The organism is Acidaminococcus sp., assembly GCF_057597765.1.
Window position 1 is genome coordinate 1 of the sequence record NZ_DBMBXK010000019.1, and the last position, 20,476, is coordinate 20,476.

A 20,476-nucleotide genomic window follows, 5' to 3' on the forward strand; every position below is an offset into this window, starting at 1 on the left:
TGTCGCCGATGCCCCCACCACCGTGCTCCGCACGGTCCCCCGCCCCTCACAGGGCGGACTTTGGGACCGTCCTTATTACCAGTTCAGTGCTGCGGCCAACTGTCCCATGAGACTGCTGCTGGGACCGTAATTGGCAATTCTGCACTGATGGGTACCTACGTGAGGGACGAATATCGGCTTTTTCACCGTTTCTTTCACCGCATTCCGGTACTCTTTCAGGGTTTTCAGTTGCGGAAGCAGGTCGAGTCTCCGATGGACCTCGGCCCCGTGGAACCCACCGAACCCCCGACCCTGACGCTGTAGGGGCAGGCCGAAGGCCAGCCCGTCCCGGCCTCCGGTTTTCTCCATTAAAAAAAGACCTGGCAAAAACCAGGTCTTTTCCATAGGCCGCTGACCGTTGACAGCTGACCGCCTTTAAATATCCATCCCCGCCCAGTGTCCCCAGTACACTGCATTGGTGATGGTGGATACTTTGGCGGCGTCTCCGATGACTCTTACGAAGGGGGCACAGTCCCGCAAAGCATCCACCACATCCGTCCGGGAGCGCTGGCCCAGAGCGCAGATCACCGTATCCCCGGGCACCAGCACCTGGGCCCCGGAGGGATCCGTACACAGGATCCCTTCTTTGGTCACTTCTACCCCTTTGTAGCCCGTATGGACCCTGGCGGTTTTGGCAATCTCCGCCAGCAGCAGGGGACGATGGCGCACATTGGCGTCCGGAGCCAGGGTGGGCCGCATTTCCACGATTTCCACCTTTTTCCCTTCCCGTCCCAGGTGGATGGCACATTCACACCCGGCCAGGCCGCCGCCGAACACCACCACATGGTCTCCCACCTTGTCCTTTTCCCTGTAGTAGTTGTTCACGATCACCACATTGTCCCCGTCCAGGCCCTTGATGGGCGGCACCAGGGGCCGGGAACCGGCGGCGATGATCAGGGCATCGGGCTTTTCCGCCTCCACGGTTTCCGGGGTGGCTTCCGTGTTCAGCCGGATCTCCGCCCCTGCCTTCCGGGCCAGCAGCTCGTAGGTATGGGCCAGTTCGTACATCTCCCGTTTGAAGGGAATGGCCTGCTCACTTTTCAGGATGCCCCCCACTTCTCCTTCTTTTTCCATCAGGATCACCCGGTGGCCCCGGCGGGCAGCAGTATAGGCAGCGTACAGGCCCCCAGGGCCTCCGCCCACCACAACCACTTTCTTCTTCACCGATGCCGGCTGGACTTCTGTCCCGTCCAGCTCCCGGCCAATCAGGGGATTCACCGTGCACCGGCGGGTGCTGGTGGCCGCCCGTTCCGCCATACAGGTGAAGCACCGGAGACAGTGGACGATTTCTTCATCCCGGCCTTCCTCGATCTTCCGTGGCGTTTCCGGGTCCGCCAGCAGCTGCCGGGCCATGTACACCACATCCGCCTTCCCGGAAGCGACGATTTCCTCCATCATGGCCGGATCCGTCAGGCCGCCGATGGTGGCCACCGGTTTGGACACATGCTTTTTGATTTCCGCCGCCAGGTACACGTTCCGGCCGTGGTCCTCGAACATAGAGGGATGGGTGATCCCGAAGGTCTTCTGGTAGGTGCCGGCGGAAACATGGATCAGGTCCGCATAAGGTTCGATGGCCTGGGCAATCTTCACCCCTTCGTCCAGTCCGTAGCCTCCTTCCGCAAATTCCGCCCCGCTCATCCGGAATTCGATGGGGAAAAAGGGCCCTACCGCAGCCCGCACCGATTTCAGCACTTCCACTGCAAACCGGGTCCTGTTTTCCAGGGATCCCCCGTATTCGTCCGTCCGGTGGTTGAACAGCGGGGACAGGAACTGGTTGATCAGCCACCCGTGGCCCCCGTGGATCATCACCATTTCAAAACCCGCCCGTTTGGCCAGGCTGGCGGCATGGCCGTAGGCTGCCACAATGTCGTCGATCAGATCTTTGGTCAGAGCCCGTACCGGCACCCCGTCGGCCCGGACCCCGTCGCTGGGGCCCCACTGGTGGAGATTGTGCTGTTTGGTCTTGTCCGTCATGTAGGTGCCGGCAAACTGGCCGGAATGGGACAGTTCGATGGAAGGGATGGCTCCGTGCCGGCGGATGGCGTCGGCGGTATAGGTGGCGCAGGCCAGGGAATTCAGGATGCTTTCATCCAGATGATAGGCGTGGGAACCGTCGGTGGCCGGATGGACCATCAGTTCCGAGACGGTCACCGCCCCGGCCCCGCCTTTGGCCCGGAGTTCGTAAAAAGCCGTGGATTTGGGGCCGATGCACCCGTCGTTGGTAATATCGGTACCGCCCATGGGAGCGGAAAAGATCCGGTTCCGGAAGGTGGTGCGGCCGATGGTGATGGGGGTGGACAGATGGGGAAATTTGCGCAGCATGGTATAGTGCCTCCTAAAATATTTTCCAGTTTTTTCCGCCTTTCACCCTACCATAAAAAAGAAGCTGCCGTCCAGCAAAGAAACAGCAGTAGATATAAATAAATCATTGATAGGACTATTTCCCCTGGGGGCACACCGCCAGCAGTTCCTGAAACAGGGGTTCTTCCGCCCGGTTTTGGGGGCACACAAAGGACACCTGCCAGGGGGAGGTCTCCCGGAGGGGAATCTGCCGGAGAGGAGCCTCCACCGGATGGATGGCCGCGTCGATGCCGATGCCCCGGCCTTCCTGGCAGAACTGGTAAATCAGGCTGCTTTCCATGGTCTTCACTGCAAAATGTGGGGTAAAGCCAAAATCCCCGCACCGTTCCACCACATTGTGGTAAATGGAAAAATGCTCGTTCAGACACAAAAGAGGCTCCCCCTTCAGGTCTTCCAGGGACAGGCTGTCCCGGTCATAAAGGGGATGCCCTGGGTACACTACAGCTTCCACCGGCGCCTGGAACAGTTCCCGGCGGAATAAACCTTCCGGAGCCCGGGACCCTACACAGAATCCGCAGGACAGGGTCCCTTCCTGGAGCAGCTCAAGGATGTTTTCGTTGAAATCCTCCGCCCATTCCAGCCGGAATTCCGGGTGCCGGGCCGCTGCGCCCTGGAGTTTCTCGATGGAAATCACATGGAGCACCCCGCAGGCAAATCCCACCCGGAGCCCCTGCTGCTGGCGCTTCAGTTCCTGGATTCCCAGCTGGAGCCGGAGCAGCTGGGCGGAGAAGGAACGGCTGTGTTCATAGAAATAATCCCCCTCCCGGGTAGGCACCACCCCTTTGGGAGTACGGACAAACAGCCGGGCCTGGAGCTCCCCTTCCAGCACCCCGATGATCCGGCTCACCCCCTGGGGCGTCAAAAACAGCACTTTGGCCGCCTGGTGGATGCTGCCTTTCTCATAAACCTGCAGAAAACACCGGATAGCCCGGGTATCCATGGCAATCCCCTCCTTCGGGAGGATTGTAACACGGGAGGAAGATGGTGTCAACGGAATAGGGACAGGTGGTTGGTAGGTCTTAGTGTAAAATAGTTCTCGGTGAAATGAATAATCCCTTATAAACTTGCAAAAAGGAAGACCTTCATCCTTTATAGTATTAGTTACCACGCCACTACAGATAGGAGAGAAGGTCTTCCGTGAATTTCATTGTATCAGAATTCATTAACTTAATAAAGGGGTGTTCCAACGGGCAGCAGTCCCATGGGACAGTTGGGAACCGCACTGAACTGGTGATAAGGACGGTCCCAAAGTCCGCCCTGTGAGGGGCGGGGGACCGTGCGGAGCACGGTGGTGGGGGCATCGGCGACAGCCGATATTTTGCAGGACCGGCCGAAAACAAGGGAGTGTCTGGCAGAAGTAGAAATATGATGAACGCAGTATCCATTGCTGTCTCTCAGGTAGATAGTTTCCATACCACCGTCAAGGTATTCGGTCCTTTCAGGACCTCATGCCCCCACCACCGGGCAAGCCCGGTCCCCCGCCCCTGCAGGGCGGACTTGGCCTCCGGCTATGCTGGTACTCTTTGCGGGTATACGTCGATACCCCGGGAGCCGGGACGGGTTTGCCTTCGGCAACCCCCTACATCGTTGGGGTCAGAGATTCGTACATCTGGCGAGCCGCCGGTTGTGCGACCTCTACGGGCCCCTGCTCTTTACTCTTCACTCTTTACTCTGCACTTATGCCCCAATTCCCATTGACAAACTGTACTTTATACGGTATCATTTAATACGCACAGAATTCATCCAGAGTAACGGAGGGACTGGCCCTATGAAGTTACGGCAACCATCAGCGGCTTTGGCCGGCTGAACGGTGCTAAGTCCATCAGGCGTGGCCTGAAAGATGAAGATGAGTGAGCCAATCTGATTCCTCTTCATTGCTGATGAAGAGGAATTTTTATTTTTTACGGAGGTGAACCCCCTTGATAGAACTCCAGCACATTGACAAAGTCTATCATACGGCTTCAGGGGACCTGCATGCCCTGAAGGATATCAATCTGACCATCAACGAAGGCGAGATCTTCGGCATCATCGGCCTGTCCGGGGCTGGCAAAAGCACCCTGGTCCGGTGCATCAACATGCTGGAAAAGCCCACCAGCGGCAAAGTCATGGTGGACGGCCAGGAAATGACCGCCCTGGGCGAGGAACAGCTGCGGAAGGCCCGGCAGAACATCGGCATGATCTTCCAGCATTTCAACCTGCTGTCCAGCCGTACCGTATTCGGCAACATCGCCTTCCCTCTGGAAATCCAGGGCATGGACAAAGCCGCCATCCAAAAGAAGGTGGAACCCCTGCTGGACCTGGTGGGCCTGAAGGACCGGGCGGACCACTACCCCAGCCAGCTGTCCGGGGGCCAGAAACAGCGGGTGGGCATCGCCCGTGCCCTGGCCAGCGACCCCAAGGTGCTCCTTTGCGATGAAGCCACCTCCGCCCTGGATCCCCAGACCACCGAAAGCATCCTGAACCTGCTTCGGGACATCAACAAACGGCTCCACATCACCATTGTCATGATCACCCACCAGATGAACGTGGTAAAGGAAATCTGCGACCAGGTGGCCGTGATCGAAAACGGGGAAATCATCGAACAGGGGTCCATGGTGGACATTTTCACCAATCCCCAGAAAGCCACCACCAAAGAATTCGTGGCCAGCATCCAGCACAACGACCTGCCTGATTTCGTCAAGAAACTGGACATCCACAAGGACTACAAAGCCGGGGACAAGGCCCTGGTGAGCCTGAGCTTCATCGGGGACAGCGCCGGCGAACCCATTGTATCCGTGCTGATCAAGGAATACGACACCAATGTGAACATCCTGACGGCCAACATTGAAACCCTGCAGGATACCCCCTTCGGGACCCTGCTCATTGAAGTGGAAGGGGACGAGGACCATTTGAAAAAAGCCCTGGATTACCTCCACGAAAGAAAAGTGAAAGACGAGGTGATCGGTTATGTCTCCTAATATGATCCATCTGCTGATCAAAGCCCTGGGCGAAACCCTCTACATGGTAGCCCTGTCCGCCGCCATTGCTTCTCTGTTCGGGATTCCCCTGGGGGTCATCCTGACCATTACCGGCAAAGGCCACATCAAAGAAAATGCGGCTCTCCACAAGACCCTGGGCTCCATTGTGAACGCTCTCCGGTCCGTGCCCTTCATCATCCTGATGGTGGCCATCATTCCTCTCACCCGGATCATCGTGGGGTCTTCCATCGGCACCACTGCTGCCATTGTGCCTCTGACCATTTCCTGCACTCCGTTCATTTCCCGGATCATTGAATCCTCTCTGCTGGAAGTGGATCCCGGGGTCATCGAAGCGGCCCAAAGCATGGGGGCTTCCCCTCTCCAGATCATCTGGAAGGTGCTGCTGCCGGAAGCCATGCATTCCATTGTGCTGGGCATCACCCTGGCGGTGATCAGCCTGATCGGTTCCAGCGCCATGGCCGGTGCCCTGGGGGGCGGCGGTCTGGGTGACCTGGCCATCCGCTACGGGTACCAGCGGTTCCAGGCGGATACCATGGTGGCCACGGTCATCGTCCTGATTGCCCTGGTCCAGTTGGTCCAGACCATAGGGAACAAGATTTCGGCGAAGCTGAACAAGACGAAGATCAAATAAAAAAATCCCACCCCTCGAGGGTGGGATTTTTTTTGCCCGGGACTCACGGCTCGCGGCCTGCGGCCTGCAATCCTACTTTCAGCCCCAGCCGCTCTGCCTCTCCTGCTTTCAGTTCCAGTACGGAACTGGCTTTCAAACAGGCGGAAAGGCCCAGCCACGGATGAAGGTTCCGGACGATTTTCACGATTTCCATATTTTTGTTGAAATACACTGCATCGATGGCAAATCTCATAAAGCACATATGGATGCTGTTGGTGGGGTTCAGCCACAGGCCGGCGGCCGGAGGCAGGGGCTTCCGCAGCATCAGCCCCCGGAACCGCCCCCACCAGGTGTCGGCGATTTCCACATCAATTTGTATTTGGGAACGGTCCCCAAAGGACCAGATTTCATGGTTGGACAATTTGGATTCTCCCTGTTATACAAAAATTCATTGGGGAACCCGCCTGCCGCGGGTTTCTTCCTTCGGCCAGTGACCAGTGACAATTGACCAGTGACAGAAACTGCCGGCCACACCAGGCCGGCAGTTTTTCATTTCATCCCCTGCATCAGAGAAATCAGCGACGGCAAGAGGACCACTACGAATATGGCGGGGAAAATACAGAACACCAGGGGGAAGATCATCTTCACCGGTGCCTTCATGGCCTGGGTCCTGGCCCTTTGTCTCCGCAGGTCCCGCATGTTGTCCGCCTGGATCACCAGGGTATCGGACATGGAAGCTCCCAGCCGTTCCGACTGGACCACGGACATGACGAACAGGTACACATCCTGCACATCACACCGCCTGGCCATCAGCTGCATGGACCGGCGGCGGGTCATGCCCATCCGCACATCCCGGAGCATCCGGCGGAATTCATCGATCAAAGGGCCTTCCATCCGTTCCACCACTTTCCGCATGGCCCCGTCCAGCGACAGACCGGCCTGGACGGAAATGGACAGCAGATCCAGCACATCCGGCAGCTGCCGGATGATCTTCGTCTGCCGGTTCCGGATGATATGGTTCAGCACCCCGAAAGGCAGCATGGCCCCGAACAGCAGACATCCCCAGATCAATACGAGTCCCCCGAAGGTGCTCATGGGATGGCCGGTGGTGTACCGGAACCCCTGGAACCCCCAGAAAATCATGGAAACGAACCAGATGCCCACCAGGGTCCGGGACTTCCAGATCCCCTGTTTCCCGGCCAGGATGATCCGCTGTTCCATCATCTGGGGCAGGGCTGAAGGAGCGAATTTGGAGAAAAAGTCCATGGCCTGGGCCAGCAGCCGGCCAATGGTCCGCTGGTACAGGGGGATCTTCTTCAGGTCGTTGGGATTGTCCTCTGCTTCCTGGGGCTTCTCTTCTTCCCGGAAGGTTTCCAGCCGGCGCTTCACTTCTTCGCCCTGGATCTTCTTCAGGGCCAGCACCGACAGGGATAGATAGAAGAACAGCGCCAGGGCAATGGAAAGAGACAGTGCCAGCATGGTCAGTCACCTTCTTCCCAGTCGATCCCCGGCCGGGCCTTCTGCATAAAGGCCGGATATTCCACATTGTGAGATTTGAACTTGCTCAGGAACTGGGGCTGGAGCCCGGTGGGACGGAATTCCCCCAGAGCCTTGCCGCTTTCGTCGAACCCGGTCTGGACATACCGGAACAGGTCCTGGAGGACGATCACATCCCCTTCCATCTTCTGGACTTCCGTAATATAGGTGATTTTCCGGGATCCGTCCTGGATCCGCTCCTGATGGATGATCAGGTCCAGAGCCGAAGAAATCTGGTCCCGGATGGCCCGTACCGGCAGGTCCAGGCCGCTCATGAGCACCATGGTTTCCAGACGGGACAGTACATCCCGGGGGCTGTTGGCGTGGGCGGTGGTCAAAGACCCTTCGTGGCCCGTATTCATGGCCTGGAGCATGTCCAGGGCTTCGCCCCCGCGGACTTCCCCTACGATGATCCGGTCCGGGCGCATTCGCAGGGAATTCTTCACCAGGTCCCGGATGGTCACGGCCCCTTTGCCTTCAATGTTGGCAGGCCGGGCTTCCAGGGTCACCACATGGGGCTGTTCCAGCCGCAGTTCCGCCGCGTCTTCAATGGTCACGATCCGTTCATCATGAGGGATGAAGGAACTGAGCACGTTCAGGGTGGTGGTTTTACCGGAACCGGTACCGCCGCTGATCATTACATTCAGTTTGGCATTCACACAGGCCCGGAGGAAAATGGCCATTTCTTCCGACAAAGTGCTAAAGGATATGAGATTCTCCACAGAAAGTGGCGTCCGGGAGAATTTCCGGATGGTCACACAGGGACCGATCAGGGAAAGAGGCGGGATCACCACGTTCACCCGGCTGCCGTCCTGGAGACGGGCATCCACCAGAGGCGAGGCTTCATCCACATGCCGGCCGATGGGGGTGACGATCTTGTCGATGATGGCCATCAGATGATTGTTGTCGTGGAACTGGGCTCCCGTAAGGTGGAGTTTCCCCATCCGTTCCACATAGATCTTCTTGGGCCCGTTCACCATCACTTCGGTGATGCTGTCGTCCTTCAGGAAGGGTTCGATGGGCCCCAGCCCCAGGATTTCGTCGCAGATGTCCGATACCAGCCGGGCCCGTTCCCCCCGGGGCACCACAAAGGGATTGTGCTCCAGCACCCGCTGGACATAGCCGGAAATCACATTTTCGATTTCCTGGCGGCTGTGGGTGACAGAATCCAGCACCCGCTGCTGTTCCGCACTCATTTCATCCACAATGGCCCGGTGGACGGTAACCTTCAGGTTCTGGTATTCTTCTTCCCGGGCATCTGCCGCCCGTCCGGCAAATATGGGATTCTCCCGGACCTCGGGCTTGCCTTGTTCAGTTTTCCGTCCCAGCCGTTCCAGCAGTTTCAACGCCGTATCCCCCTTGTTTCCGCCAGGTCCCCGGATCCGGCGGTTCATTTCTTATTTTTGCTGATTTTCGTCGTACATGGTGTAGGTAGCCTTCATGGTCTTCAGGTCGCTGCCCTGGAGCAGCCCTGCCCAGGCCAGGTTGGAAAAGAAAGCCCCCTGGGTTTTGATGGGTGCCTGCACCGTCACCGTCACCGAAGGAGACCCATCCACCGTAGTCTGCTGGATGGTGATGTTGTCCACACTGGTCAGATTGTACAGGTTCCCCACAGTTTTGTATTCGTCGAAGTTCCGGTTCCGCACATTGTCCCAGCTGTCCCCGGGCTCCCGGACCACCGCCTCCCGGGCCACGGACCGGGCCACATTGTTGAAGGTGATGTAATCACTGAAGAACATCCCGAAAGCACACATGGCAAGCAGGATGAGAAAAAAAAGAGGGACCAGAATGGCAAATTCGATGATATCCTGTCCCCTTTGCCGTTTCATGGTGATTCCCCCTTTCGTTGTTTCTACTGTTCTTTCGAAAAGGCACCAGCCGGAGCTGACGCCCTTTCGAAAGAACTCCTGCGCGAGCAGGAGTTCTTTCAGCATGAATGCACTAGTCAGCATCCATCAGCCATTAAGTACCGGGACTAGTAGCGGACTTCGTAGACGTGTTCGCTGCTTTTTCCATCAGGCCGCCGGCATTGTTGAATACATTGTTGATTTGACCAGCCAGGTTAGTCTGCTGATAAATCAGCCAGCCAATCCCAACGATGATGGCCAGCATCAGGGCATATTCCACCATGTCCTGACCTTTTTCACCCAGACGGGGTTTAATGTACATATCGTACATCATCTTTGCCATGGTAATCATAGTTTTCACCTCCTTGAGTAAGTTTGTACAATTGCAGTATTTATAAAAAGGGAAATCCCTTTTTACCAAAATTCAGGGGACATATCAAATCTTGATGTCCACGATCCGGCTGATAATCAGGTAGCCAATGATTTCCATCACCACAGCTGCCCCAATGGCCATTTTGCCAATGCTGGTGGTCAGCAGAGGTTTCAGGTATTCCGGAGAAGTAACCGCAAAAAACAGTCCCAGAGCCACAGGAATACAGGTCAGCACCAATCCGGAAAATTTCCCCTGAGCCGTCAGTGTTCCCACTTCCCGGCGGAGCCGGATCCGTTCACTGATGGTTTCCCGGATGGTATCCAGGATGGTGGCCAGATTGCCCCCCACCTGCTGCTGGATCAGCACCGCGGTGATCACCAGGGAAAAATCCTCGTTGCCCACCCGCTGGTCCATTTCCTGGAGGGCATCCTCCATGGTCCGGCCCAGAGAGGTATTCCGCATCACATTGGCGAATTCCGTGGACATGGGAGGCTGCATTTCCCGGGAGATGATCTCCATGGTCTGCAAAAAGGAGAACCCGGCCCGGAGAGAGTTGGATACCAGGGTGAGACAATCCGCCAGCTGCCGTTCAAAGGCTTCCTTCCGGCGGCTGATCCGCCGCTGGAGAAAGATCACGGCTCCAAATACCGTCAGGATCCCTCCCAGGAGCCCGGTCACCAGGCTCCGGCCGGCCACCGCCGTAACCAGGAACACCAGCACTGCCAGTCCCCCGGCAATGGCCACATATTCCTTCCCCAACAAAGGCAGCCCGGCCTGGATCATCATCAGATCCAGCTTCTTCCGGTTCCAGGGACGCCCCGGTCTCCGGTTCCGTTCCGCAAACAGCTCATGGAACCGGTTCCGGAGGATTTCCCAGAACGGGGTCTTCCGGACGGCTGCCGGCTGGTATCCTGCATACTGCTGGATCCGCTGGGATACTTCCCGCCGCCGCTGGAGGTATACGGAAAGTCCCGCATACAGCCCCAGGAAAAACAGAAAGGCAAAAAGCAGAGAAACCAGACCAATCATGCTTTTCGCTCCTTTCTATCTGTATTATACCATGGATGGACCGCTGTACAACGGTCAAGTTTGCTAAATTTTCACCAGTGTTTAACCTGGTCCGCCATCTGTCCCACGGCCTGGGAGAAGGGATTCTCCGGAGCCTGGTTCAGCAGCAGCCGGCCATTGTCCGCCGCGGCGGATACCGCCAGGTATTCATTGGGCAGCACCTGGAATACCGGGAAGCCCAGGGCCTGGGAATACCGGTCCCGTTCTTCCTCCGTGCAGGGAGATACCCGGGTGAACACCGGCTTCACCCGCCGGTCACAGTCCTCCCAGGCCCGGAAGATCTCCAGGGCCCGTTTCATGTGTTCCACTTCGTAGCCCCCGTTCACCATGGCCATCACCAGGGTCTTGTCCGCCATTTCACAGGCGGTGCAGGCCACATCGGAAAACCCGGAGGAGAGATCCACCAGCACATACCGGAAGATGCCCCGGGCCATTTCGATCAGGCTGGTCATCCCTTCCATGGTCACCGTTTCCGCCAGGTCGGGCTTGGCGGCCCCGCACAGCACGGAGAGATTCTCGTTCACCGGCACAAAATAGGATTTCAAAGTCACCGGGGACAGGAAGGAAATATCCCGCACTGCCTCCACAATGGTGCTCTGGGGGGTCAGGTTGAAGAACACCCCCATATCCCCGAACTGGAGATCCCCGTCGATGATGGCCACCGGTTCCCCGGTCTGCCGGGCCAGGGCGGCCCCCAGATTGGCAATCAGGGTGGTCTTCCCGCTTTTCCCCTTGGGGCTGAAAAAGGCCACCACCTGGGAATGCCGGGAAGCCGAGGTGTTCTGGAGATTCTTCAGGGTATCCAGCAGTTCCTCTCCGGAAAAGGGCTTCACCATAAAGCCCCCGGCTCCGGACCGGAGCAGCCGGGACTGGGCTTCCGCATCCCACCGGCGGCTCATGCCGATGATCACCGTGTGGGGATAGGCTTTTTTCAAATCCGGCAGCAGGGTGCTGTTCCGGTCCAGGTCGATGTCCAGGAGAATCAGTTCCGGCTTGAAGGCCTGCATCTGCCCCAGGGCATCCCCTGCATTCCGGTACCGGGCACTGAGCTCAAACCCGGGCGTATTCCGGATGACACTGGAAAGCCGTTCCTGCATCACCTGGTTGTCTTCGATCAGTACGGTTCTGTAACCCACGGTTCATGCCTCCTCAGGAAAAGATACGGCTCAGCCAGCTGCCGCCGGAATGGCCGTCTCCGCTGTCCCGGCTGTCGGTTTCCGGATGCACGTAGCCATCCACCATGGAAGCCATCCCCTGGGCCAGGGGCGTATGCCGGCTGCTCAGGATGCAGGGCACCCCGGTGCGGATGGAATCCTGGGCCGTCTGGAAATCGTTGGGCAGCACAAAATCGAAATGCTTCCCCAGAATGGATTCCACATCCTCCACATCGATCCGGGTCTTGGCATTGCTCCGGTTCAGCACGTAGCGGATCTTGCTGTCGTCGTAGCCCAGTTCCTTCAGGGTGTCGGACCCCCGCTTCATGTTCTTGATGGTGGGGATGAAATCCACGATTCCCACAAAGTTGATCAGGGTGGACATATCCATCAGCAGAAGGTTCAAAGCGCTGAAGGTGGAGGTGGTGTCCAGGATCACATAATCATATTCCAGCTGGAGCTGGAGCACCAGGGATTTGATGATGTTGTTGTCCATATTGTAGGCTTCTTCCAGCAGTTTGGGATTGGCCAGCACATCGAATCCCGTATTCCCTTCCTGGTACCGGGTCAGGTATTCCACGGCCACCGTATCTTTGGGATGCTGTTCCATGGATTTCTGGGCGTCCGCAATGGTCCGTTCCGGATTCAGCTTCAGGTAGTAGCACACATCCCCGAACTGGAGATCCAGGTCTGCCAGGCACACCTTCAGCCCCTGCCGGGCCAGTTCCGCTGCAATGTTGATGGCCAGCAGCGTCTTGCCCACGGCATAGGCCGTGCTGAAAACGGTAAATAGGGTCCCTTTCCTGCCTTCCATAGCTTCATGCCTCCTGCTGTTTCTGGTTCATGGTTCATTGATTGTCAGGGGCGGGCCGGGTTCTGCCACTGGTTCCGGTACGCCTGCCGGAGCTTCCGGACCCGTTCCCGGAAGCTGGTGGGCCGCCGGGTTTCCGGCTTTTTCTTTTCCACCAGCAGGGGTTCCTTCCCCATGTTCCGTCCCTTGTTTTCCGCTTCCCGGGCTTCCGGTTCATCCAGCTGGATCTCTCCGTTGGGCTTTTCCACCCCTACCACTTTCAGTTTTTCTTTCCGCAGCTGGTAATCATCTTCAGAAAGAGGCACCAGCACCGTTTCGCCCTTTTCGTCGGTGGTCTTCAGCAGCCGGGAAGGCGGTTCCGGTGCTTTCTTTTCTTCCAGGATCTCCGTATCCGGATGTTCTTCCGGACGGCCGCCCCAGATATCCCGTTCCTGCTTGTCGTTCCCCGGTTTCACCGGCGTATTCACATCCACTTTTTCCGCATTCCGTTCATACCGTTCCGAAGCCTCGTAATTTTCCTTCATCCGCTGGCTCATGGAAACAGGAGAATCGTCCCCTACCAGAAGCGGCGTGATCAGGATCAGCAGTTCCCGGTTGTCCCGGGTGGTGGAGGTATGCCGGAAGAACTGGCCGATAATGGGGATATCCCCCAGCAGCGGAATCTTGGAAACGGACTTGCTGTCCTCGGAATTCAGCAGCCCTCCGATGGCCATGGTCATACCGGAGCGGACATTGATCATGGCTTCCGCTTCCCGGGAAGCAATGGCCGGGATGGAAAAATCGTTTTCCTTCACGCTGTGGCCGTAATCCAGGGTGGATACTTCCGCATGGACCTTGGAGGTGATCTTGTTGTCCGCATCCACCACCGGCTCGATATCCAGTTTCACCCCGTAATCCCGCCAGTCAATGGCAATCTGCCCGTCCCCGGCGGAGGTGGGGATGGGGATCCGGCCCCCGATCAGGATTTTGGCCTTCTGGCCGCTCATGGTGGTAATGGAAGGCCGGGACAGGATCCGGGCCTTACCGCTGGTTACCAGGGCCTGGAGGGAGGCGTTCAGGTTGGACAGATGGCTGCCGAACCAGCCGAAACTCCCCCGCTGTTTGTAGAAGTTTTCCCCGGCATAGAACAGACCGGGGGTCCCCCGGGTAATGTCCGTGGAATTGCTGTTCCCCGTCGTATTATCCCCCAGAGTCGGAGACCAGTACTGGATTCCCAGGTCCTTTTCCGCTGAGGTGTTAATTTCGATGATCTGGGCCACCAGCCGCACCTGGGTGGGTTCCGTCATGTCCAGCATGTCGATGATGTTGGAATCAGTGGTCCCTCCCTGGGCCGCGGTGCCTTCCTTGCCTCCCGCCTGGGCGGTGGAGGTGGTGCCCCCGCCGCTGCCCAGATACATCTGGGCCACCTTGATGGCGGAATCGTGTTCATACTGGTTCTGGACCCGGCCCCGGAGCAGCACCTTGCCGTTCATCATCTGCACCTGGACTTCCGGATAGCCGATGGCTTCCTGGATGGCCTGGGCCGTGCCTGCATCACTGCCGGAGACGAACACATTGTATTCTTCCCGGCCGTTGTCGGACCAGACCAGCAGCGTGGTGGAACCGGGCTTTTTCCCCACCAGCAGGAAATCATTGCCGGAAAGGAGCCGCACATCGGCGATTTCCGGATTCCCCACCGCCAGCCGGGTGATTCCCGATGCTTCCATATACCGGGACCCGTTCACCGCCACGCTCAGGGTGGTGGCGGCCAGCGCCTGTCCCGTCATTCCCAAAATGGCCGCCGTCACAAGGAGGCCCATCCGTTTGCTGTAATTGATCATGATCATTTCCCCCTGGTTGCACTGGTTCCCCGAATGACTTCGATACCCGACAGTCCGCCGGCGTCGCCTCCACCGTCTCCGGAAGGAGCCGCCGGTGCCTGGGGAGCCGGCCGGGGCGTATAGTCACGCTGAACTGCCGGTGCCGGTGCTGGGGTACTGGAGGATGCCGTATTGCCAGGCAGAGGGATCACGTAATAGCCGATGGATTTGTCATCTGTGGAACCATCCGCCGGCCGGAGCATCATCTGGAGCTGGCCGATCCGGGAGGACCCGATCAGTTTGGCTGCATCATAGGGTGTCAGGGCCACGGTCACCACCGAAGGAGTGCCCATGGAACCGGTGCTGCCGGAATTCCCCGCCGGCTGGCTGCCGCTTGTCAGGGTCTTTTTATCGCTGCCGCTGGTCTGGGTGGTACCCTGGGGCCGGTCGGAGCTTTTGTTCACTGCCAGGATCAGCACATCCTTCAGCAGGGTCTTGGAAACGATCCCGTTCCCTTCCTTATCCGTCACCAGCAGGATATCCACTTTGTCCCCGGGTTTGGCAAAACCGGAAACCCCGGTCACATCATTGACCCCAAAGGAAACCGCCCGCATCCCGTCAGGGATCATCCCCACGAAGCCGCCCCCGTGGGAGGTCAGTTTCCGTTCCGTCAGGATATCCCCTGCAAACAGGTCGATGCCGGTTTTCTTCCCCAGGGCCTGTTTCTTGTCCGTCAGAGCCCCGGCCGGTACCAGATTGGCCGGCACTTCCACGGTTTTCAGCATTTCCTCCGTGAGCACGGTCTGGGGTGCGATATCCCGGGCCGCTTCCACCACGGTCACATTCCCGGCCGCCACATTTCCGGGCTTCTGGTCCGGGAACAGGGCAGATAAAATCACGTACAGCAGCAGGAATACGGCCAGTGCCGCGGATCCACACAGCAGCATCAGTTTCCTGGGCGACATTTTCTCGATGATTTCAGTGAGTTTCTCCAGCTTCTTCACAATGCTCCCCCTTCGTTCCCCGGAAAAAGACGGCAACATCCCCAAACCGTCCTCCTCCTGTTCCTATCCGTCACAAATGGTCACGTGACCGAATTGTGAATATTTTTCTCTATTTTACCACATTTACACCGGTTGTACCACTGTTTGGCTGAGGAATCGTATGAAAAAGGGCCCTCTTCCTTCTTCTTCCACAATCGTATATAATAAAAACAGTTTTGACTGTTATTTAAATCACTGACAAAAGAGGGACCGCACATGACAAAACAGGCTGTAATCATTGGGGCCGGGCCGGCGGGGCTTACGGCTGCCTATGAACTTCTGCGCACCACTTCCATCCATCCTCTCCTTCTGGAGGCTGATACCCAGGTAGGCGGTCTTTCCCGCACCGTCGACTTTTCCGGCAACCGGATGGACATCGGGGGCCACCGGTTCTTTACCAAAAGCACTCGGGTCCAGGCCCTTTGGGACCAGCTGATGCCCCATGCCTCCGCCCCGGCCCTGGACGACCGGCTGCTCCACCGCTCCTGCACCCTGGTTCCCCAGGGGGCCGACCCGGAACAGGCCGACCGGGTATTTCTGGACCGGCAGCGGGTATCCCGGATCCTCTACCGGCACAGATTCTTTGATTACCCGGTGTCCCTGAACCGGACCACCATCCGGAACCTGGGCCTGGGCACCATGGCGGAAATCGGCTGTTCCTATCTGGCTTCCTGCATCCACAAACGACCGGAACACACCCTGGAAGACTTTATGGTGAACCGGTTCGGAGAAAAACTCTACCAGACCTTCTTTGCCGGCTATACAGAAAAAGTCTGGGGCCGCTCTCCCAAAAACCTTTCCGCCGACTGGGGCAGCCAGCGGATCAAAGGCATCTCCATCGGTGCCGTACTGAAGGACCTGTTCCAGCGGACTTTCCACATCCAGCCCAAATCCGTCCAGACCTCCCTCATTGAACGGTTCGCCTATCCCAAACTGGGCCCCGGCCAGTTCTACGAAACCCTCCGGGACGAAGTGATCCGGCTGGGCGGAGAAATCCGCATGGGAGCCACGGTCACCGGATTCACCAGCGGCCCGGGAAAGACCCTGTCCGCCGTCCAGTATCGGGATCAGCAGGGGAAGCTGCACCAGGTGCCCGGGGATATTGTCCTCTCCACCATGCCGGTAAAAGACCTGGCTGCGGGGCTGCCCCAGGACTGGCTCTCCCCGGAAGCCCGAGAAACCGCTGCCACCCTCCCCTATCGGGACTTTATGACGGCCGGGCTCCTGGTGGACCGGCTGGAACTGAAAAATGAAACGGACCATCCCACCCTCAACCATATTGTCCCGGACTGCTGGATCTATGTCCAGGAACCGTACGTAAAATTGGGCCGGCTCCAGATCTTCAACAATTGGTCCCCCTACCTAGTCCGGGATCCCCTCCACACCCTGTGGATCGGCCTAGAATATTTCTGTCAGGAAGGGGACGCCCTGTGGTCCATGACCGACAGTGATTTTATTTCCTTTGCCGCCAAGGAACTGGAAACCATCCAGGTGATCCGGCCCGGTGCCGTACAGGAAGGCCATGTGGTGCGGATGAAAAAAGCCTACCCGGCCTATTATGGCAGCTACCGGGATTTTCCCCGGCTCCGGCAGGAACTGGACACCATCCCCAATCTCTACTGCATGGGCCGGAACGGCCAGCACCGGTACAACAACATGGACCATTCCATGCTCTCCGCCCTCACTGCCGTGGATCTGATTCGCCAGGGCGAAACCAATAAAACTGCTCTGTGGCAGGTGAATACGGAACAGGAGTACCAGGAAACGGAAACACAGAGAGGACAGAACCATGAAAAATAAGATGGGATCTCTGGTCTATGCTTTTCTGATGCTATTGGTTGTAGTGATTTTCACCAACCGGTTTGACAATGATGGCTGGTTTCTGCTGAACAGCGGCCGGTATGTGGAACAATTTGGCATCCCCCATGTGGAGCCCTTTACCATCCATCAGAACTTCCATTTTGTCATGCATCAATGGCTCTTTGATCTGGGGTTGTGGAAACTGTACAAGCTGGGCGGTCTGAAAGCCATGATTGCTTACAACTGGATTATGGCAGCCCTTTTCTTTTTTGTCTATGTCCGGCTGGTAAAGTTGAAAATCAGACAAATTTCGGGCTCTGTCCGTTTTTTCCTGCTGCTTTGGCTTCTCCTGCTGTCCGCAGGCTATCTGTTCCAGCGTCCCCAGACCATGTCCGGCCTGATTTTTCTTCTGGAAATTTATCTGCTGGAAAGATCTGTCAACCAGCCCCGTGTGCCCCGGGTCCTGATTCCTTTGTTCTTTTTGCTGTCCGTTCTCCTGGTCAACCTCCATGGAGCCATGTGGCCCATGTTTACGGTTTTCCTGCTGCCCTATACCTTCGAAGCCTTGGTGGGTCCCCATCTTCCCTTTAGCAAATGGGAACTGACCTGGAAAGCCAAAGATTTCCTGTTGCTGTTTGCCGCCATTGTGGCAGGCGGCTTCTGCAGCCCGTATGGAACAGAATCCATGACCTATGCCTTCAATTCCTATGGATATAAGGACATTAACCAATTGGTATCCGAGATGCATCCCCTGAGTATGGATCCAGGATTCCCCTATCTGGTCATAATACTTGTTCTTCTGTTTTTCTGCACCGCCATCTATGCCCGCCATTCTCTTCCTCTGCGGCAGCAGCTGCTGGCTCTGGGCACTGGGTTCATGGCACTTCAGGCCAACCGGAGTTCCTTTCTTTTCTTAGTGGCCGGACTTTTTCCCTTGGCTGACATTCTGGCCGATCACAAAGATTTCCATGCCACTGTCAGTGTTTCTTCCTGGCCCCAAACCCGCCGGATGGTTCTTCTGTTGGGAACGGCGGCTTTGTTCGGCACTTGGGCACTGTTTCAGCAAACAAAGGTAACCTCCGACCGCTGCCCTCTTTTTTTGGGTGCTTTTGGAATCCTGTTGCTGATGGCAGTATGGAATTTCCGGATACTTTGGAAAGAGCGGTTGAATCCCCTTACACTGCGTCCAAACCTCCGGACACTGTTTGCAGCTCTTGCTTTACTGCTGCTGGTTCCTTTTTCCATAGCAAAACTCCAACTGCCCCGAGAAGATTTCGTTCTTGCCAAAAGCGTGGATGTGATTCAACAGGACGCCAATGGAAGTCCCATTTGCCTGTGGACAGGATACAACGATGGTCCCTATGCAGAATTCCAGGGAATTCCCTGCTACATGGATACCCGGGCCGAAGTCTTCAAGACCAAACTGAACCACCAGAAAGACGTGATGGAAGAATATTGTTCCCTGATTTCCGGAAAACTGGATTATCGGGATTTTGTCACCCGGTATCCCTTCACCCATTTTCTCACCACCGATCTGGACCCCCTGTATGTGAACCTGAAAAATGATCCCCGGTTCGAACTGCTGTGGGATTCGGAAGAAGATCAGGAGGTGCAGGAAAAGGCCACGGAGGTGGAGAAGAAGAAAAGAGTACGGATATATAAATGGAGAGATTGAGGCGTTGCCCCAATCTCTCCATTTTTGTCAGCTTCCAGGTTCAGATTCTGAAAAGTATCAAGGTATTTAGGCACATAGAACCGTGACATTTTTCTACCCTGCTAATTGTTTGTATTTTTCATTCGGGGTTACATAATCGATACCCGAATGAATACGATTAGCATTGTAATCAATAATATATTCAAAAACGGTCACTACCGCTTTCTCATAACTCATTTGGCTTGTATCAGGCATTTCCGTTTTTAGTGTATGCCAGAAACTTTCTATGGGCTGATTGTCCATTGGATGCCCTGGCCTGGAGAGACTGCGACGGAAGTGCATTTTATCGAGTGTTTCGCTCATTGCCTTGGATTTGAAGCAGCCTCCATTGTCAGAATGATACACAGCACCAATGGGACGGAAGGGATTTCTGCCACAGGCATCCATCAAGGCTGCTATAGCCAATGGACTCCTTTGATTTAATCCCTAGCTGCATCCCACAACACGTCTGGTAGCCACGTCAATGCCTCCACATACATAGAACTTTTCGCCTCTGTATGGAAGTTCCGTGTTGTCAAAGCACCACAGGTAATTAGGCATTTGCACAACATATTTATCCTGAATCAGATTCCTTGCCTTGATTTCGGGATCTGTTGGTTCTGGTTTGTCCTTTTTAGTCTTCTTACGGCCTGCTTTGGCATGAAGATCATTTTCCCGAAGCACCCTGGCAATAAAAGAAAGACTGACCATGACCGGCTGAGGATCTTGGGCCAGCGCGTGTTTAATACGTTTCTTCCCATATTCCTCATGGTGCTCATTAAAACAGTTAATAACCCTTTGTTCCAAGGCTATTTTGTCACGGGAAGGTTGGCGACGTTGGTAGTAATATGCAGCGCGGGTGATATTTAGGATTTCGCATACTTCACTAACCGGATACTCCTTTAGATCGCTTTTGGCGAATTCGACTCTCTCTTGGGGACGGAAGCAAAGTATGCTGCTGCTTTTTTTAGAATGTCGTTCTCCATTCTCAGCTTTTCATTAGCTTTCTGAAGTTGTTTAATCTTAGCTTCAAAACTCCTTAGGTACCCAGAGCCTACAAAGGCATCTTCGCCATAATCCTGGTATTCCTTGAGCCAGCGGTAAATAGTTTGTGAAGCAATGTTAACAGCTTTGGCCAACTGCGGTACGGACTTATTTTTATCCAAAACAAGTTTACATACCTGGATTTTGAAATCCTTGGTGTATGTTTTTTGACTTCTCATAAAGACGCTCCTTCCTCCAGAAAAGTCACGCTTTCTACTGTATTAGAGCCCATCTGATTTGACCATTTAGAGCCCAGCTGAAATCACCATTTTCAGCCCAAACAAATAGCCATTACATATTTTTCCGTTAGCCTTTACAAT

Annotated in this window: 20 protein-coding genes and 1 riboswitch; of the genes, 4 read left to right on the plus strand and 16 right to left on the minus strand. The window is 56.2% G+C overall.

What is annotated here, in order from left to right:
* Nucleotides 1-414: 414 nt before the first annotated feature.
* Nucleotides 415-2,361 carry an oxidoreductase gene (locus tag ACZOF8_RS09865; protein WP_487426871.1) on the minus strand — a complete coding sequence of 649 codons (1,947 nt, stop codon included), beginning with the start codon at nucleotides 2,359-2,361 and terminating at the stop codon, nucleotides 415-417.
* A gap of 115 nt (nucleotides 2,362-2,476) precedes the next feature.
* Nucleotides 2,477-3,340, minus strand: coding sequence for a LysR family transcriptional regulator (locus tag ACZOF8_RS09870; protein WP_487426872.1), 864 nt, complete (start codon nucleotides 3,338-3,340; stop codon nucleotides 2,477-2,479).
* A gap of 796 nt (nucleotides 3,341-4,136) precedes the next feature.
* A riboswitch (SAM riboswitch) is annotated at nucleotides 4,137-4,247 on the plus strand.
* 72 nt (nucleotides 4,248-4,319) lie between these two features.
* Here ACZOF8_RS09870 and ACZOF8_RS09875 point away from each other — a divergent pair.
* Nucleotides 4,320-5,357 carry a methionine ABC transporter ATP-binding protein gene (locus ACZOF8_RS09875; RefSeq protein WP_487426874.1) on the plus strand — a complete coding sequence of 346 codons (1,038 nt, stop codon included), beginning with the start codon at nucleotides 4,320-4,322 and terminating at the stop codon, nucleotides 5,355-5,357.
* Nucleotides 5,347-6,009: a methionine ABC transporter permease gene (locus ACZOF8_RS09880; RefSeq protein ID WP_022487373.1), complete on the plus strand. Its 663-nt coding sequence runs from the start codon at nucleotides 5,347-5,349 to the stop codon at nucleotides 6,007-6,009. The genes ACZOF8_RS09875 and ACZOF8_RS09880 overlap by 11 nt, the downstream gene beginning before the upstream one ends.
* A gap of 43 nt (nucleotides 6,010-6,052) precedes the next feature.
* Here ACZOF8_RS09880 and ACZOF8_RS09885 read toward each other — a convergent pair whose 3' ends face one another.
* From ACZOF8_RS09885 to cpaB, 10 genes are all read right to left on the minus strand, one after another.
* Nucleotides 6,053-6,409, minus strand: coding sequence for a DUF192 domain-containing protein (locus ACZOF8_RS09885; protein WP_303225608.1), 357 nt, complete (start codon nucleotides 6,407-6,409; stop codon nucleotides 6,053-6,055).
* A gap of 128 nt (nucleotides 6,410-6,537) precedes the next feature.
* Complete coding sequence (locus ACZOF8_RS09890) at nucleotides 6,538-7,467, minus strand: type II secretion system F family protein (RefSeq protein WP_481144146.1); 930 nt, start codon at nucleotides 7,465-7,467, stop codon at nucleotides 6,538-6,540.
* A 2-nt stretch (nucleotides 7,468-7,469) separates the two neighbouring features.
* The gene (locus ACZOF8_RS09895; RefSeq protein ID WP_487426889.1) at nucleotides 7,470-8,870 is read right to left on the minus strand and encodes a TadA family conjugal transfer-associated ATPase; all 1,401 of its coding nucleotides are present in this window, start codon (nucleotides 8,868-8,870) and stop codon (nucleotides 7,470-7,472) included.
* A 51-nt stretch (nucleotides 8,871-8,921) separates the two neighbouring features.
* On the minus strand, nucleotides 8,922-9,353 hold the full coding sequence (locus ACZOF8_RS09900; protein ID WP_487426877.1) for a TadE/TadG family type IV pilus assembly protein: 432 nt from the start codon (nucleotides 9,351-9,353) through the stop codon (nucleotides 8,922-8,924).
* Between the two features lie 133 nt (nucleotides 9,354-9,486).
* Entirely contained in the window at nucleotides 9,487-9,723 is a 237-nt protein-coding gene (locus ACZOF8_RS09905; protein ID WP_487426878.1) for a Flp family type IVb pilin, read from the minus strand.
* Between the two features lie 84 nt (nucleotides 9,724-9,807).
* Nucleotides 9,808-10,773, minus strand: coding sequence for a type II secretion system F family protein (locus tag ACZOF8_RS09910; protein WP_472232155.1), 966 nt, complete (start codon nucleotides 10,771-10,773; stop codon nucleotides 9,808-9,810).
* Between the two features lie 71 nt (nucleotides 10,774-10,844).
* Complete coding sequence (locus ACZOF8_RS09915) at nucleotides 10,845-11,948, minus strand: CpaE/TadZ family protein (protein ID WP_279144978.1); 1,104 nt, start codon at nucleotides 11,946-11,948, stop codon at nucleotides 10,845-10,847.
* 13 nt (nucleotides 11,949-11,961) lie between these two features.
* The gene (locus ACZOF8_RS09920) at nucleotides 11,962-12,780 is read right to left on the minus strand and encodes a CpaE/TadZ family protein (RefSeq protein WP_012938536.1); all 819 of its coding nucleotides are present in this window, start codon (nucleotides 12,778-12,780) and stop codon (nucleotides 11,962-11,964) included.
* Between the two features lie 44 nt (nucleotides 12,781-12,824).
* A complete protein-coding gene (locus ACZOF8_RS09925; RefSeq protein WP_487426881.1) occupies nucleotides 12,825-14,597 on the minus strand; it encodes a type II and III secretion system protein family protein in 1,773 nt (590 codons plus the stop codon).
* Nucleotides 14,598-14,599: 2 nt separating this feature from the next.
* The gene (gene cpaB / locus ACZOF8_RS09930; RefSeq protein WP_187287511.1) at nucleotides 14,600-15,580 is read right to left on the minus strand and encodes a Flp pilus assembly protein CpaB; all 981 of its coding nucleotides are present in this window, start codon (nucleotides 15,578-15,580) and stop codon (nucleotides 14,600-14,602) included.
* 255 nt (nucleotides 15,581-15,835) lie between these two features.
* On the opposite strand from cpaB, the gene ACZOF8_RS09935 reads away from it, so the two are divergent.
* Nucleotides 15,836-17,419, plus strand: coding sequence for an NAD(P)/FAD-dependent oxidoreductase (locus ACZOF8_RS09935; protein ID WP_487426883.1), 1,584 nt, complete (start codon nucleotides 15,836-15,838; stop codon nucleotides 17,417-17,419).
* Between the two features lie 31 nt (nucleotides 17,420-17,450).
* Here ACZOF8_RS09935 and ACZOF8_RS09940 read toward each other — a convergent pair whose 3' ends face one another.
* Nucleotides 17,451-18,251, minus strand: coding sequence for a hypothetical protein (locus ACZOF8_RS09940; RefSeq protein WP_487426885.1), 801 nt, complete (start codon nucleotides 18,249-18,251; stop codon nucleotides 17,451-17,453).
* 465 nt (nucleotides 18,252-18,716) lie between these two features.
* On the opposite strand from ACZOF8_RS09940, the gene ACZOF8_RS09945 reads away from it, so the two are divergent.
* A complete protein-coding gene (locus tag ACZOF8_RS09945) occupies nucleotides 18,717-19,094 on the plus strand; it encodes a hypothetical protein (protein WP_481143771.1) in 378 nt (125 codons plus the stop codon).
* Nucleotides 19,095-19,187: 93 nt separating this feature from the next.
* On the opposite strand, the gene ACZOF8_RS09950 is transcribed toward ACZOF8_RS09945, so the two are convergent.
* The 3 genes from ACZOF8_RS09950 to ACZOF8_RS09960 form a co-directional block, all read right to left on the minus strand.
* Nucleotides 19,188-19,538, minus strand: coding sequence for an integrase core domain-containing protein (locus ACZOF8_RS09950; protein ID WP_441374142.1), 351 nt, complete (start codon nucleotides 19,536-19,538; stop codon nucleotides 19,188-19,190).
* A 21-nt stretch (nucleotides 19,539-19,559) separates the two neighbouring features.
* Nucleotides 19,560-19,919 (minus strand): hypothetical protein, encoded by a 360-nt coding sequence (locus tag ACZOF8_RS09955; protein WP_441374143.1) that lies wholly within the window; start codon nucleotides 19,917-19,919, stop codon nucleotides 19,560-19,562.
* 95 nt (nucleotides 19,920-20,014) lie between these two features.
* The gene (locus ACZOF8_RS09960; protein WP_487426887.1) at nucleotides 20,015-20,335 is read right to left on the minus strand and encodes a transposase; all 321 of its coding nucleotides are present in this window, start codon (nucleotides 20,333-20,335) and stop codon (nucleotides 20,015-20,017) included.
* Between the last annotated feature and the right edge of the window lie 141 nt (nucleotides 20,336-20,476).